The 14861-nt window shown below is 70.3% G+C and carries 9 protein-coding genes; all 9 read right to left on the bottom strand.

Going from position 1 to position 14861, the window contains the following annotated elements; genetic code table 11:
* Positions 1–169: 169 nt before the first annotated feature.
* Positions 170–1150, bottom strand: a complete 981-nt coding sequence (gene whiA, locus ACIPEQ_RS01390; RefSeq protein WP_126891140.1) for a DNA-binding protein WhiA — start codon at positions 1148–1150, stop codon at positions 170–172.
* Positions 1151–1225: 75 nt separating this feature from the next.
* Positions 1226–2137: an RNase adapter RapZ gene (gene rapZ / locus ACIPEQ_RS01385; protein ID WP_209677211.1), complete on the bottom strand. Its 912-nt coding sequence runs from the start codon at positions 2135–2137 to the stop codon at positions 1226–1228.
* A gap of 108 nt (positions 2138–2245) precedes the next feature.
* Entirely contained in the window at positions 2246–4330 is a 2085-nt protein-coding gene (gene uvrC, locus ACIPEQ_RS01380; RefSeq protein ID WP_402713605.1) for an excinuclease ABC subunit UvrC, read from the bottom strand.
* Positions 4331–7369, bottom strand: coding sequence for an excinuclease ABC subunit UvrA (gene uvrA, locus ACIPEQ_RS01375; RefSeq protein ID WP_402713604.1), 3039 nt, complete (start codon positions 7367–7369; stop codon positions 4331–4333).
* A 49-nt stretch (positions 7370–7418) separates the two neighbouring features.
* Positions 7419–8342 carry an SDR family NAD(P)-dependent oxidoreductase gene (locus tag ACIPEQ_RS01370; protein WP_402713603.1) on the bottom strand — a complete coding sequence of 308 codons (924 nt, stop codon included), beginning with the start codon at positions 8340–8342 and terminating at the stop codon, positions 7419–7421.
* Positions 8332–10416, bottom strand: a complete 2085-nt coding sequence (gene uvrB / locus ACIPEQ_RS01365) for an excinuclease ABC subunit UvrB (protein WP_402713602.1) — start codon at positions 10414–10416, stop codon at positions 8332–8334. Before uvrB ends, ACIPEQ_RS01370 begins: the two co-directional genes overlap by 11 nt.
* 84 nt (positions 10417–10500) lie before the next feature.
* Positions 10501–11103, bottom strand: coding sequence for a dephospho-CoA kinase (coaE, locus tag ACIPEQ_RS01360; protein WP_402713600.1), 603 nt, complete (start codon positions 11101–11103; stop codon positions 10501–10503).
* Positions 11104–11193: 90 nt separating this feature from the next.
* The gene (gene rpsA / locus ACIPEQ_RS01355; RefSeq protein ID WP_402713598.1) at positions 11194–12663 is read right to left on the bottom strand and encodes a 30S ribosomal protein S1; all 1470 of its coding nucleotides are present in this window, start codon (positions 12661–12663) and stop codon (positions 11194–11196) included.
* Between the two features lie 293 nt (positions 12664–12956).
* On the bottom strand, positions 12957–14636 hold the full coding sequence (locus ACIPEQ_RS01350) for a DUF885 domain-containing protein (protein WP_402713597.1): 1680 nt from the start codon (positions 14634–14636) through the stop codon (positions 12957–12959).
* Between the last annotated feature and the right edge of the window lie 225 nt (positions 14637–14861).

The following is a 14861-nucleotide window of genomic DNA, read 5'->3' as shown; positions in this document are numbered from 1 at the left end:
CCGTAACGTCGCCGTAACGACCCTAGCAGTCGGACACTGCGCGCCCGCGCCGGATGACGGTCCGTCCGGACGGTCGCACGGGCGGCGGTGGACGGGTGGACGAACGCAACGGGAGGCGCGGTGCCAGCCGGCACCGCGCCTCCCGTCAGGTCGTGGGGAACGCCAGGGGCTACGCCCCTTCGAGTTCCTCCGGCACGCTGGCCTCGGTCCCCGGGATCCCCAGGTCCGACGCCTTCTTGTCGGCCATCGCGAGCAGGCGACGGATGCGTCCGGCGATGGCGTCCTTCGTCATGGGCGGCTCGGCGTGCTGGCCGAGCTCGTCGAGGGAGGCGTCACGGTGCTGGAGCCGCAGCGAGCCGGCGTACTTGAGGTGGTCCGGGACCTCGTCCGCCAGGATCTCGAGCGCACGCTCGACCCGGGCGCACGCGGCGACCGCGGCCTGCGCCGAGCGGCGCAGGTTCGCGTCGTCGAAGTTGACCAGACGGTTGGCGGTGGCACGGACCTCGCGGCGCTGGCGCATCTCCTCCCACTCGGCGGTCGTGCGAGCGGCGCCCATGACGGTGAGCATCTGCCCGATCGCCTCGCCGTCGCGGATGACCACGCGGTGGACGCCGCGGACCTCACGGCCCTTCGCCGCGATGCCGAGACGCGATGCGGCACCGACCAGGGCCATCGCGGCCTCGTTCCCCGGGCAGGTGACCTCGAGCGCTGCGGCACGACCCGGGTCGGTCAGCGTGCCGGAGGCGAGGAACGCACCGCGCCAGATGGCGGCGAGGTCCTCGCGGTTGCCGGTCGTCAGACGGTTGGGCAGGCCGCGCACCGGGCGACGCCGGGCGTCCATGAGCCCGGTCTGGCGGGCGAGCGTCTCCCCCGCCTCGAGCACGCGGACCAGGTAGCGGGTGCCGCGGCGGGAGGAAGCGGACGACCCCACCGACGCCTCGCTCCGCACGCCGTACAGCTCCGCCAGGTCCTTGCGCACGCGGTGCACGATGATCCGGGTGTCGAGCTCGACCTCGACCGCGATCCTGCCCGAGATGACGTGCAGGCCGCCCGCGAACCGCAGGATGGTCGCGAGTTCGGCGGCGCGGACCGTGTTGCGGTTCACGGCGACCCTGGCCAGTTCGTCCTTGACCTCGGCAGTCAACGGCACAGCATCATTCCTAACGTTTTCTCTGGTGGGGTCCGCGGGTCCGGCGCACGTGGTGTGGAGCGGCCGGAGGAACGGTCACTCCCGGCCGAGATCTCGGTTCTTCACACGCACGGCGACGTCGGACATCCCGCGGAGGAGGTTCGCCAACTCGGCGACGACGGCGACCGAGCGGTGCTTGCCGCCGGTACAGCCGATGGCGATCGTAGCGTGTCTTTTGTTCTCGCGCTGGTATCCCGCCAGCACGGGCTCGAGCACGGCGGCGTAGCGCTCGACGAACGAGCGGGCACCCGGCTGCGACAGGACGTACTCCGAGACCGGGGCGTCGAGGCCGGTGTGCGGGCGGAGCTCCGGCACCCAGTAGGGGTTCGGGATGAACCGCACGTCGGCCACCATGTCGGCGTCGGCGGGCAGCCCGTACTTGAACCCGAAGCTCATCAGCGTGACCTGCACCCCGACGAAGTGGTCGTCGGCGAACCGGTCGGTCACCGCGTTCGCGAGCTGGTGGATGTTGAGGTCCGACGTGTCGATGACGACGTCGGACGCCTCGCGCAGCCCCGACAGGCGCGACCGTTCGAGCCCGATGCCGTCGAGCAGCGTCCCGTCGCCCTGCAGCGGGTGCGGACGCCGGACCTGCTCGAAGCGGCGCACGAGCACGGCGTCGGTCGCCTCGAGGAAGAGCACCCGGACCCGGGCGGACGTGCCCGCCCGGACCTGCTCGACCGCCTGTTCCGGGTCGGTGAAGAACCGCCCGCCGCGGACGTCGACGACGGTCGCGATCTTCGGGATCTTCTCCCCCGCCCGGTCGGCGAGCTCCGTCAGCGGGCCGAGCATCTGCGTCGGGAGGTTGTCGACCACGTACCAGCCGAGGTCCTCGAGGGCCTTGCCGACCGTCGAGCGGCCGGCTCCGGACATGCCGGTGACGATGAGGATGTCGTGCTGCTGCGACGCGGACGTCGGGGCTGGTCGGTCGGCGCTCGTGTCGCTCATGTGTGGGAGGGCTCCGTCGTGGGGGCCCGGGCCACGGCCCGGGGAGGTCTCGGCTTCGGGTCTCGGCTGCTCGTCCAGGCTACCGTCCCCCGCTCGGGGCGGTGCGGGTCACCGTGGGCGGGACGGGCCGTCGTGGGAGACGGCCGGGACACGGACGGGACCCGTCGGGAGCGCCGGCCGGGAGGCACGGTCCGGCTCCGTCACGTCCGCCGCCACGACCGCGTCGGGTGCGTCGGGTGCATCGGGTGCACTCGCGCCGGGCGCGCTCGCTCCCGGCGCGCTCGCTTCCGGTGCACTGCGGGGGGTCTGCGCCAGCTTCGTGACGACCGCTGCCGCCGTGGCCGGCCCGACCCCGTTCACCTCGGCGATCTGCTCCGCCGTCGCCTCGCGCAGGCGTGCCACGGACCCGAAGTGCTTGAGCAGGGCGTTCACGCGGGTCGGGCCGAGCCCCGGGATCTCCGACAGCTGCGACCGGACGTCGCGCTTCCGTCGGGTCCGTTGGTGCGTGATCGCGAACCGGTGCGCCTCGTCGCGGATCCGCTGGATCAGGAACAACGCCTCGGAGTTGCGCGGCATGATCACCGGGAAGTCGTCGTCGGGCAGCCAGAGCTCCTCGAGGCGCTTCGCGATGCCGACCAGGGCGATGTCGTGCACCCCGGCCTCGTCCATCGCCCGCTTCGCCGCCTGCACCTGCGGCTGACCACCGTCGACGATGAGCAGCTGCGGGCGGTACGCGAAGCGCTTCGTGGGCTTGGTTCCCTCGACGACGTCCTCGCTCGTGGCGTCGGGGACGTCCGGCACCGAGGCGTCCTCGTCCAGACGCGCCAGACGACGCGACAGCACCTGGTACATGCTGTCGGTGTCGTCGGTCGTCTCGGCGATCGTGTACCGCCGGTACTGGTCCTTCCGCGGCAGTCCGTCCTCGAACACGACCATCGAGGCCACGACGTTCGTGCCCTGCAGGTGCGAGATGTCGTAGCACTCCATGCGCAACGGGGCCTCGGTCATGCCGAGGGCGTCCTGGATGTCGGCGAGGGCGGCCGACCGGGTCGTGTAGTCGGCGCTGCGCTTGGTCTTGTAGAGCATCAGCGCCTGCGCGGCGTTCTGGGCGGCCGTGCGCGCGAGCCCCGCTCGGTCTCCCCGCTGCGCCGTGCTGAGCTTCGTCCCGCGTCCGCCGCGTCGTTCGCTGAGCCACTGCTGCAGCGCCTCGGCGTCCTCGGGCAGCTCGGGCACGACGACCTCGCGTGGGACGTCGTCGCTCGTGGCGTACTGGCCCTGCACGATCTGCTCGACGAGGTCGCCCGTGCTGATGTCGAGCTCCTTGTCGACCACCCACCCCCGGACGCCGCGGATGCGCCCACCGCGGACCGAGAACAGCTGCACGGCGGCCGCGAGCTCGTCCTCGGCGACGCCGAAGAGGTCCAGGTCCACCGAGTCGCGGAGGACGACGGCCGACTTCTCGAGCACCGCCTCGAGCGCACCGACCTGGTCGCGGTACTTCGCGGCCTGCTCGTAGTCCATCGCGTCGGCCGCCGCTCCCATGCGCTGCCGCAGGGTCGTGATCACCTTGCGGTCGTAGCTGCCCATGAAGCGGACGAACTCCTCGACGATCGCCCGGTGCTCCGCGATCGTGACCTTCTGCGAGCACGGACCGCCGCACTTGCCGATCTGTCCCGGGAAGCACGGCTTCCCGGTCTGCATCGCCTTCTTGTACGACGAGTCCGAGCAGGTGCGGATCGGGAACACCTTGATCATCAGGTCGATGGTGTCGTGCACCGCCCAGATCTTCGGGTAGGGCCCAAAGTACTTCGCGCCCTTGATCTTGCGGTTCCGCGTCACCATCACCCGCGGCGACTCCTCGCCCAGGGTGATCGCCATGTACGGGTACGACTTGTCGTCCCGGAACTTGACGTTGAAGGGCGGGTCGAACTCCTTGATCCAGGTGTACTCGAGCTGCAGCGCCTCGATCTCGGAGCCGACCGTGGTCCACTCGACGCTGCGCGCGGTGAGCACCATGCGCCGGGTGCGCTCGTGCAGGGTCGGCAGCGGAGCGAAGTAGTTGCTCAGTCGGGCACGGAGGTTCTTCGCCTTGCCGACGTAGAGCACCCGTCCGGCCTCGTCACGCCACCGGTAGACGCCTGGGTCGGTCGGGATCTCCCCCGCCTTCGGCCGCCAGGAGACGGTGTCCGCCACCTACCGAGCACCCGCCTTCTGCTTGCCCTGCTGCTTCGTGCCCTGCTGCTTCTGGGTCGCCTGCCGGGCACCGACCGCCTGTTCCTTGCCCACGCGGGCGTCCTGCGCGTCGAAGATCTCGCGCAGGAACACACCGGTGTGGCTCTCGGGGACGTCGGCCACGTGCTCGGGCGTCCCGACGGCCAGGACCGTACCACCGCCGGCGCCGCCCTCCGGACCCATGTCCACGAGCCAGTCGGCCGACTTGATCACGTCGAGGTTGTGCTCGATCGTGATGACGGTGTTGCCCTTGTCGACCAGGCTCTGCAGCACGAGCAGCAGCTTCCGGACGTCCTCGAAGTGCAGACCGGTCGTCGGCTCGTCGAGCACGTAGACCGTCCGGCCGTTCGAGCGGCGCTGGAGCTCCGTCGCCAGCTTGACGCGCTGTGCCTCGCCGCCGGAGAGCGTCGTGGCGCTCTGACCGAGGCGCACGTAGCCGAGGCCCACGTCGACGAGCGTCGCCATGTAGCGGTGGATCGCGGAGATCGGCTCGAAGAACTCGGCCGCCTCGCTGATCGGCATGTCGAGGACCTCGGAGATGTCCTTGCCCTTGTAGTGCACCTGCAGGGTCTCGCGGTTGTACCGCGCACCGCCGCAGACCTCGCACGCGACGTAGACGTCGGGCAGGAAGTTCATCTCGATCTTGATCGTGCCGTCGCCGGAGCAGTTCTCGCAGCGGCCGCCCTTGACGTTGAAGCTGAACCGACCGGGCTGGTAGCCGCGCGCCTTCGCCTCGGGCGTCTCGGCGAAGAGCTGCCGGATGCGGTCGAACACACCCGTGTAGGTCGCCGGGTTCGACCGCGGCGTACGGCCGATCGGCGCCTGGTCGACGTGCACGACCTTGTCGAGCTGGTCGAGGCCCTTGACGCGGGTGTGCTTGCCGGCGATGTGCCGTGCGCCGTTGAGCTGGTTCGCGAGCACCTTGTACAGGATGTCGTTCACCAGGGTCGACTTGCCGGAACCGCTGACGCCGGTGACCGCGGTGAAGACCCCGAGCGGGAAGTCGACGTCGACCTGCTTGAGGTTGTTCGCCCGCGCACCCTGCACGCTGATGACGCGCTTCGGGTTGATCTTCCGTCGCTCTGACGGGACCTCGATCGCACGCCGACCAGCGAGGTAGTCCCCCGTCACCGACTCGCGGTTCTCGATGATGCCCTCGTAGGAACCGGAGTGCACGACCTTGCCGCCGTTCACGCCCGCGCCGGGTCCGATGTCGACGACCCAGTCGGCCGTGCGGATGGTGTCCTCGTCGTGCTCGACGACGATGAGGGTGTTGCCGAGGTCCTTCAGCTTCACGAGCGTGTCGATCAGTCGTCGGTTGTCGCGCTGGTGCAGACCGATGCTCGGCTCGTCGAGCACGTAGAGCACGCCGGTCAGACCCGAGCCGATCTGCGTCGCGAGCCGGATGCGCTGGGCCTCCCCGCCGGAGAGCCCGCCGGCGCCCCGCGCCAGGGTCAGGTAGTTGAGACCGACCTCCAGCAGGAACTCAAGGCGCGCCCGGATCTCGCGGAGCACCGCGGCGGCGATGTGCGCCTCGCGCTCGGTGAGCGTCAGCTCGTCCATGAAGCCGTAGGCCTGGTCGAGCGACATGTCGGTCACGTCGGCGATGCTGCGGCCGTCGACCGTCACCGCGAGGACCTCGGGCTTGAGGCGCGTGCCGTCGCAGACCGGGCAGGGCACCTCGCGCAGGTAGCCCTGGAAGCGCTGCCGCTGCGAGTCCGACTCGGCCTCGGCGAACTTGCGCTCGATGTAGGGCATGACGCCCTCGAACCCGCTCGTGTAGCGCATCTCACGGCCGAAGCGGTTCTTCCACGACACGGAGACCTGGAAGTCCTTGCCGGTCAGGATCGCGGCCTGCACCGAGGGGTCGAGCTGGCTCCACGGGGTGTCGAGGCTGAACCCGAGGTCCTTGCCGAGGCCCGCGAGGAGCTTCTCGAAGTACGAGTACAGCCCACTCGTGCCCGTCCAGGGCAGCAGGACACCGTCGCGCAGCGAGGCCTCGGGGTCACCGAGCACCAGGTCGGGGTCGACCGACATCCGGGTCCCGAGGCCGGAGCACTCCGGGCACGCGCCGAAGGGTGCGTTGAACGAGAAGGTCCGCGGCTCGATCTCCGTCAGCGCGAGCGGGTGGTTGTTCGGGCAGGACAGGTTCTCGGAGTAGGTCCGGACCGCGCCCGGCCCCTCGTGGTCGACGAGGTCGATCGCGACGGTGCCGCCCGTCAGCCGCAGGGCGGTCTCGAGCGAGTCGGTGAGGCGGCCGAGGATGTCGTCGCTCGCGACGAGGCGGTCGACGATCACCGAGATGTCGTGCTTGACCTGCTTCTTCAGCTTCGGCGGGTCGCTCAGCTGGATCCGCTCACCGTCGACGATGGCACGGGCGTAGCCGGACGCAGCGAGCTCCTGGAAGAGGTCGACGAACTCGCCCTTCTTCTTCGAGACGACCGGCGCGAGGACCTGGAAGCGGGTCCCGTTCTCGAACTCCATGAGCTGGTCGGCGATCTGCTGCACGCTCTGCTTGCTGATCACCTCGCCGCAGACGGGGCAGTGCGGGACGCCGATGCGCGCCCACAGCAGACGCATGTAGTCGTAGACCTCGGTGATGGTACCGACGGTCGATCGCGGGTTCCGGTTCGTCGACTTCTGGTCGATCGAGACGGCCGGGGAGAGCCCCTCGATGAAGTCGACGTCGGGCCGGTCCACCTGCCCGAGGAACTGGCGGGCGTAGGCCGAGAGCGACTCCACGTAGCGGCGCTGGCCCTCGGCGAAGATCGTGTCGAACGCGAGCGAGGACTTGCCCGACCCGGACAGCCCGGTGAAGACGACGAGCGAGTCGCGCGGGATCTCGAGGTCGACGTCGCGCAGGTTGTGGACGCGAGCACCACGGACGCTGAGCGTCGAGGTGTTGTGCGGCGCCGTCCCGCCGGGGATGTGGAGGTCTGCGGGCTCGCCGAAGGCGTTCCGGCCAGGGGTCGCGGTTCCGCGGTCAGAGGTGATGGTCATCGCAGACGATTCTACGAAGCAGCACCGACATCCGTCCGGGCGTGGCGGGTCAGCCGAGTGCGTCGAGAGCGAACGCGACGCCGGTCGCCTGCTCGCTCGCCGTCCACAGGCGCGCGGCCGTGGTCCGGTCGTGCGCACGCGGACGAGCGGGCACGAGTGCCGGCCGACCGGCGAACTGGAGCGGCCCGCCGGGCCCCCAGTACTCCCCGGAGCGGACACCGTCGCCCACCGCGGCGTGCACGAGCGGCCACGCCCCGGCGTCCTTGCCCTGCGCCACCCAACCCGAGCCCGCGCGCATCCACGCTGGCTCCGCGCGCGTCGGTGCGACGTCCGGGCGGGGAGGAGCGGCGGCGTCCAGCGCCAGACCCGGGTGCGCGACGAGGCTGCGGACCCGCGAACCGGCGTCCCCCAGCCGCTGCGCGAGCTCGAAGCCGAACAGCATCACCGCGAGCTTGCTCCTGGCGTACTGCCGGTGCCCCTCGTAGCGTCCGACCGCAAGCGGGTCCCTGCGGTCGAGCGTGGCGAAGCGGTGCGCGATGGAACCGAGGTGGACCACGCGACCGGTGTCCTGGTCGAGCGCGGGCAGTGCCAGGGCCGTCCAGGCGAAGTGCCCGAGGTGGTTCGTGCCGACCTGCAGCTCGAACCCCTGCGCCGTGCGCTGTGGCCGGGCGGAGCCCACCACACCGGCGTTGTTGAGGAGCGCGTGCACCGGTCCGAGCCCCCGCAGCTCGGCCGCCGCGTCGCGCACGCTGCCGAGGTCGGCCAGGTCGAGGTGCAGGTGCACGAGGTCGGCGTCGTCGACGTGCGTGCGGATGCTCCGCTCGGCGGCTGCTCCGCGCTGGGGGTTGCGCGTGGCGAGCACCACACGGTGCCCCTGAGCCGCGAGCTGTTCCGCCGCGTGGTAGCCGAGACCGGCGCTGGCGCCCGTGACGACGACCGTGCGTCGCACGGTCTCCGCGGAGTCAGCGGACATGTCCGGCCGACTCCATCTGGCGCAGGGCCTTCTTGAGGTCCTGGACCTCGTCGCGGAGCCGGGCCGCGAGCTCGAACTTGAGCTCGGCCGCGGCCTGGAGCATCTGGTCGTTGAGGTCGGCGATCGTCGCCTCGAGCTGGGTCGCGCCCTCGCCAGCGATGCCCTCGCGGCGGAGGTTCGGCGTGGGCGAACGGCGGCCGTCGGCAGCCGGGCGACCCTCGAGCAGGGCCTTGGTGTCGTCGCTCTCGCGCTGCAGCACTTCGGTGATGTCGGCGATCTTCTTGCGGAGGGGCTGCGGGTCGATGCCGTGCTCGAGGTTGTAGGCGACCTGCTTCTCGCGACGCCGATCGGTCTCCTCGATGGCCTGCTGCATGGAGTCGGTCATCTTGTCGGCGTACATCAGCACCTGACCCGACACGTTGCGAGCGGCACGGCCGATCGTCTGGATGAGCGACGTCGACGAGCGCAGGAACCCTTCCTTGTCGGCGTCGAGGATCGCCACGAGGGATACCTCGGGCAGGTCGAGGCCCTCGCGCAGCAGGTTGATGCCGACGAGCACGTCGTACACGCCCTGGCGGAGCTCGGTCAGCAGCTCCACACGCTTGAGGGTGTCGACGTCGGAGTGCAGGTACCGGACGCGCACACCGGCGTTGCCCAGGAAGTCGGTGAGCTCCTCGGCCATCCGCTTCGTGAGCGTCGTGACGAGCACGCGCTCGTCCCGCTCGACGCGGAGCTTGATCTCCTCGAGCAGGTCGTCGATCTGGCCGTCGCTCGGCTTCACCACGATCTCGGGGTCGACCAGGCCGGTCGGGCGGATGATCTGCTCGACGACGCTGTCCGTCACACCGAGCTCGTACTTGCCCGGGGTCGCGGACAGGTAGACCTTCTGGCCGACGCGGTCGAGGAACTCCTCCCACGTCAGCGGTCGGTTGTCGAGGGCGCTCGGCAGCCGGAAGCCGTGCTCGACGAGCGTGCGCTTGCGGGACGCGTCGCCCTCGTACATCGCACCGATCTGCGGGACGGTCACGTGGGACTCGTCGATGACGATGAGGAAGTCGTCCGGGAAGTAGTCGATGAGGCAGTGCGGGGCCTCGCCGGCCTCGCGCCCGTCCATGTGCCGCGAGTAGTTCTCGATGCCGGAACAGAACCCGATCTGCTCCATCATCTCGATGTCGAAGGTCGTGCGCATCCGGAGCCGCTGGGCCTCGAGCAGCTTGCCCTGGCCCTCGAGCTCGGCGAGCCGCTCGGCCAGCTCCTCCTTGATCCGCTCGATCGCACGGTGCATCACGTCGGTGTCGGCGACGTAGTGCGACGCCGGGAAGATCGAGACGCCGGGCAGGTCCGCGATGACGTTGCCGGTCAGCGGGTGCAGCGAGGTGAGCGCCTCGATCTCGTCACCGAACATCTCGATGCGGATGGCGTGTTCCTCGTACATCGGGATGATCTCGATGGTGTCGCCGCGCACACGGAAGGTACCGCGCGCGAAGTCGACGTCGTTCCGCTGGTACTGCATGCCGACGAACTTGCGCACGAGCTGGTCCCGCGAGATCGTCTGGCCGACGTGGAGCGCGATCGACGCGTTCATGTACTGCTCCGGCGTGCCGAGGCCGTAGATGCAGGACACGGTGGAGACGACCACGACGTCGCGCCGGCTGAGCAGCGAGTTCGTCGTCGAGTGGCGGAGGCGCTCGACCTCGGCGTTGACCGAGGAGTCCTTCTCGATGAAGGTGTCCGTCTGCGGGACGTACGCCTCGGGCTGGTAGTAGTCGTAGTACGACACGAAGTACTCGACCGCGTTGTTCGGCATGAGCCCGCGGAACTCGTTCGCCAGCTGCGCGGCCAGGGTCTTGTTGTGCGCGAGCACGAGCGTCGGGCGCTGCACCTGCTCGATGAGCCAGGCCGTCGTCGCCGACTTACCGGTACCGGTCGCTCCGAGGAGCACCACGTCGGTCTCACCGGCGTTGATCCGACCGGCGAGCTCGGCGATCGCCGCCGGCTGGTCACCGCTCGGCGAGTACTCGCTGATCACCTCGAAGGGACGGATCGCCCGGGTGGGCTCGATCGACACTGCCATGGGACCAACGCTAGTCGGGACCCCTGACACCACGCGGCCCTGATCGCCCACAGCTGAGCGTGCGCGCGAGCGCGCAGGACCGCCTCAGCCGGCGATCCGGTGCCACACCTCGTCCGCCGACCGGAGCGTGTCCTCGAGCGAGCCGGTCGCGTCGACGACGTGGTCGGCGAGGGCGAGTCGCTCCGCGTCGGACGCCTGTGCGCCCACCCGACGCTCGGCCTCCTCGCGGGCCATCCCCCGGTGCTCCACGAGCCGTTCGACGCGCTGTGCCGCGGGGGCGTCGACGACGACGACCGCGTCGAACCGGATCGGACGGCTCCCCCGGGCCTCGGCCAGCAGCGGCACGTCGTACACGACGACGGCGTCGGGATCGGCTGCCTCGGCGGCGTCGAACGCCTGCCGTGCGAGACGCCACACCTCGGGGTGGGTGATGCCCTCGAGGTCCTTCCGAGCCGCGGCGTCGGCGAACACGATGCTGCCGAGCGCGGGCCGGTCGAGCGAGCCGTCGGGTGCGAGCACGCCCGTCCCGAACCGCTCGGCGACGCGGGCGAGCCCGGGACTGCCCGGTGCGACCGCCTGTCGCGCGAGCCGGTCGGCGTCGACGACCACCGCGCCGTGCTCCGCCCAGCGACGGGAGACCGTGGACTTGCCCGCGGCGATGCCGCCTGTCAGACCGATGATGCGCACCGCTCCAGGCTACCGATCAGGTCGCGGAACGCCGGAAGCCCGGCACCCCGTGAGGAGTGCCGGGCTTCCGGTACGGTGCGACCCGCTCGATCAGTTGCTCGAGCTGAGCTTCTCGCGGAGCGCCGCGAGCGAGGCGTCGTCGGCCAGGGTGCCCTGACCGTTCGACTCGCTCGAGAAGGTCGACGAGGACGAGCTCGAGGCCGAGGCCGGGAGGTCGAAGCCACCCTTCTCCTCGTCGGCGATGGTCTTCGCGACCTGCGCCTTGTGGGCCTCCCAGCGCGACTGGGCGGCCGCGTACTGGCCCTCCCACTCGGTGCGCTGGGTGTCGTAGCCCTCGAGCCACTCGTTGGTCTCCGGGTCGAAGCCCTCGGGGTACTTGTAGTTGCCCTGGTCGTCGTACTCGGTCGGCATGCCGTAGAGCGCCGGGTCGAACTCGGTGCCCTCCGGGTCCACGCCCTCGTTCGCCTGCTTGAGGCTGAGCGAGATGCGACGACGGTCGAGGTCGATGTCGATGATCTTGACGAAGACCTCGTCACCGACGGAGACGACCTGCTCGGCGAGCTCGACGTGCTTGTTCGAGAGCTCCGAGATGTGGACGAGACCCTCGATGCCGTCGGCGACGCGGACGAAGGCACCGAACGGCACGAGCTTCGTGACCTTGCCCGGTGCGATCTGGCCGATCGCGTGGGTGCGGGCGAAGACCTGCCACGGGTCCTCCTGCGTAGCCTTGAGCGAGAGCGACACGCGCTCGCGGTCCAGGTCCACCTCGAGGATCTCGACGGTGACTTCCTGACCGACCTCGACGACCTCGCTGGCGTGCTCGATGTGCTTCCAGGAGAGCTCGGAGACGTGGACGAGACCGTCGACGCCGCCCAGGTCGACGAACGCACCGAAGTTGACGATCGACGACACGATGCCCTTGCGGACCTGGCCCTTGTGGAGGTTGTTGAGGAAGGTGGTGCGCGACTCGGACTGCGTCTGCTCGAGCAGGGCGCGGCGCGAGAGGACTACGTTGTTGCGGTTCTTGTCGAGCTCCAGGATCTTCGCCTCGAGCTCCTGGCCCAGGTACGGGGTCAGGTCGCGGACGCGACGCAGCTCGATGAGCGAGGCCGGGAGGAAGCCACGGAGGCCGATGTCGACGATCAGACCGCCCTTGACGACCTCGATGACCGTGCCGGTCACGACGCCGTCGGACTCCTTGATCTTCTCGACGTCGCCCCACGCGCGCTCGTACTGCGCACGCTTCTTCGACAGGATGAGGCGGCCTTCCTTGTCCTCCTTCTGGAGGACCAGGGCCTCGACCTCGTCGCCGACCTCGACGACCTCGTTGGGGTCGACGTCGTGCTTGATCGAGAGCTCGCGCGAGGGGATGACACCCTCGGTCTTGTAACCGACGTCGAGGAGGACCTCGTCGCGGTCGATCTTCACGACGGTGCCGGAGATGAGGTCTCCGTCGTTGAAGAACTTCAGGGTCTTCTCGACCTCGGCCAGGAAGTCATCAGCCGAGCCGATGTCGTTGATGGCGACCTGCTTGGGAGCCTTGGTCGTGGTGGTTGTCATGTAGAGATTGCTCCGAACGGACATGAGTCGGGCCGAGACGGCGAGGGAGCGACCCCCTGGTCCGCACCTGTCACAGGTACGAGCCGTCGCAGCGGTTGGTTGGATGACGCAGATTGCGCCGATCGAGTCTAACCGCAGCGCGGTGACCCTGACAACCGGGCGTGTCGTCGCGTGTCGCGGACGGGCCGGACCCGGCCGGACGGAGGAGCCCCACCCGCGACGGACGCGAGGCGCGTGGCGGGGTCCGCCCCGCGCCTCCCGTCCGTCAGCCGTCCGTCGCCAGCCGCTGGTGGTCAGCCCAGCAGCGCGCTCCGGAGCGTGTCCAGGCCGACACCGCCGAGCGCGAGCGCGCGGTGGTGGAAGGCCTTGAGGTCGAACGCGGCGCCCTCACGGGCGGCGAGCTCGTCGCGGATGGACTCCCAGACGCGCTGCCCGACCTTGTAGGACGGGGCCTGTCCCGGCCACCCGAAGTAGCGGGCGACCTCGAACTGCACGAACTCCGGCGCCATGTTGACGTTCTGCCCCATGAAGTCGAGCGCGTACTCCCACGTCCAGCCGCCGCCGTCGGGGTTGGTCTTCTGCAGGTGCACGCCGATGTCGAGCACGACGCGGGCCGCACGCATCCGCTGGCCGTCGAGCATGCCGAGGCGGTCGCCGTCGTCGTCGAGGAACCCGAGCTGCTCCATGAGCCGCTCGGCGTAGAGCGCCCAGCCCTCCACGTGCCCGGACGGACCGGCCAGCTGGCGGCGCCACGTGTTCAGCTCGCCGCGGTTGTAGACCGCCTGGCTGATCTGCAGGTGGTGGCCCGGGACGCCCTCGTGGTAGACCGTGGTCTTCTCGCGCCAGGTGCCGAACTCGGTCACGCCCTGCGGCACCGACCACCACATGCGGCCGGCCCGGGAGAAGTCGTCGGAGGGGCCGGTGTAGTAGATCCCGCCCTCCTGCGTCGGCGCGATCCGGCACTCCAGGCGCTTGATCGGGTCGGCGATGTCGAAGTACTTCCCGTCCATCGCCCGGATCGACGCGTCGCTCGTCTCCTGCATCCACCGCTGCAGCGCGTCGGTGCCGTGCAGGATGCGGGCGGGGTCGGCGTCGAGGACCTCGATCGCGCGCGCCACGGAGGCACCCGACTCGATGCGGTCCGCGATGCGCTCCTGCTCGTCGCGCATGCGGGCGAGCTCCTCGATGCCCCACTCGTACGTCTCGTCGAGGTCGACGACCGCGCCGAGGAATCGTCGGGAGTGCAGCTCGTAGTCCTCGCGGCCGACCGCGTCCACCGGGGTCGCGAGCGGCAGGAGCTCGTGCTCGAGGAAGCCGCTGAACGAGCGGTAGGCGGCGGCTGCGACCTCGGCCCCGCGGGCCAGTTCGCTGCGGAGCGACTCGGGCAGCGGCGCGCCGCCCTCGAGCGCGGCGCCGTCCACCAGCTGCCGGAAGAACCCGTCCTCGGCGCCGTTGCGGGCCGCCTGCTCGGCGACGAACTCGACCTGGCGCTTCGCGGGCGTCACCTGCTCACGCGTGCCCTGGAGCAGGGTCTCTCGGCACCCCTCGAGGGCGCCCGGCAGTGCGGCGAGACGACCGGCGACGTCCTGCCAGTCGTCGGCCGTGGCGGTCGGCATCAGGTCGAGGACGTCGCGGAACTCCTGCGCGGGGCTCGCGATCACGTTGAGGTTCCGCAGGTGCAGCTTCCGCTCGTGCGACTCGACGACCAGGTCGAGCTCCGCGCCGAGGTCGGTCTTCGTCACGCGGTCCACGTCGTCGGTGGACTCGGCGGCGTCGAGGGCGCGGCGGGCCGAGCGGGCAGCGTCGGCGAGGGCGTCGGCACCGGCGGGAGAAGCGTCGCCGTAGCCGTCGGTGCGTCCCGGGACACCGATGTACGTGGCGACGGTCGGGTCGAGGTCGACGAGGGTGGACACCCAGTCCTCGGCGACGCGGTCGACGGCGGACGGCTGGCGGACGGGTCGGTCTTCGCTCATGCCCCGACCCTACCCAGCGACACGACGCGCGCCGGGTGCCGATCCGCGCGTGGGAGGTCGATCCGCGCGTGGGACGTCGTTCCTTCCTGCCTCCGACGCGCGGTTCGGCATCCCAGGTCACGTGTGATGGGCAGGAACGCTCGCCACGCTGGCCGCGCGACACGACGACGGACGGGAGGCACGGTGCCAGCTGGCACCGTGCCTCCCGTCCGGCCCGTGGTCGCG

The organism is Curtobacterium sp. NPDC087080 (genome assembly GCF_044745105.1).
Taxonomy (GTDB): domain Bacteria; phylum Actinomycetota; class Actinomycetes; order Actinomycetales; family Microbacteriaceae; genus Curtobacterium.
This window is presented reverse-complemented; position numbering and strand designations above follow the sequence as displayed.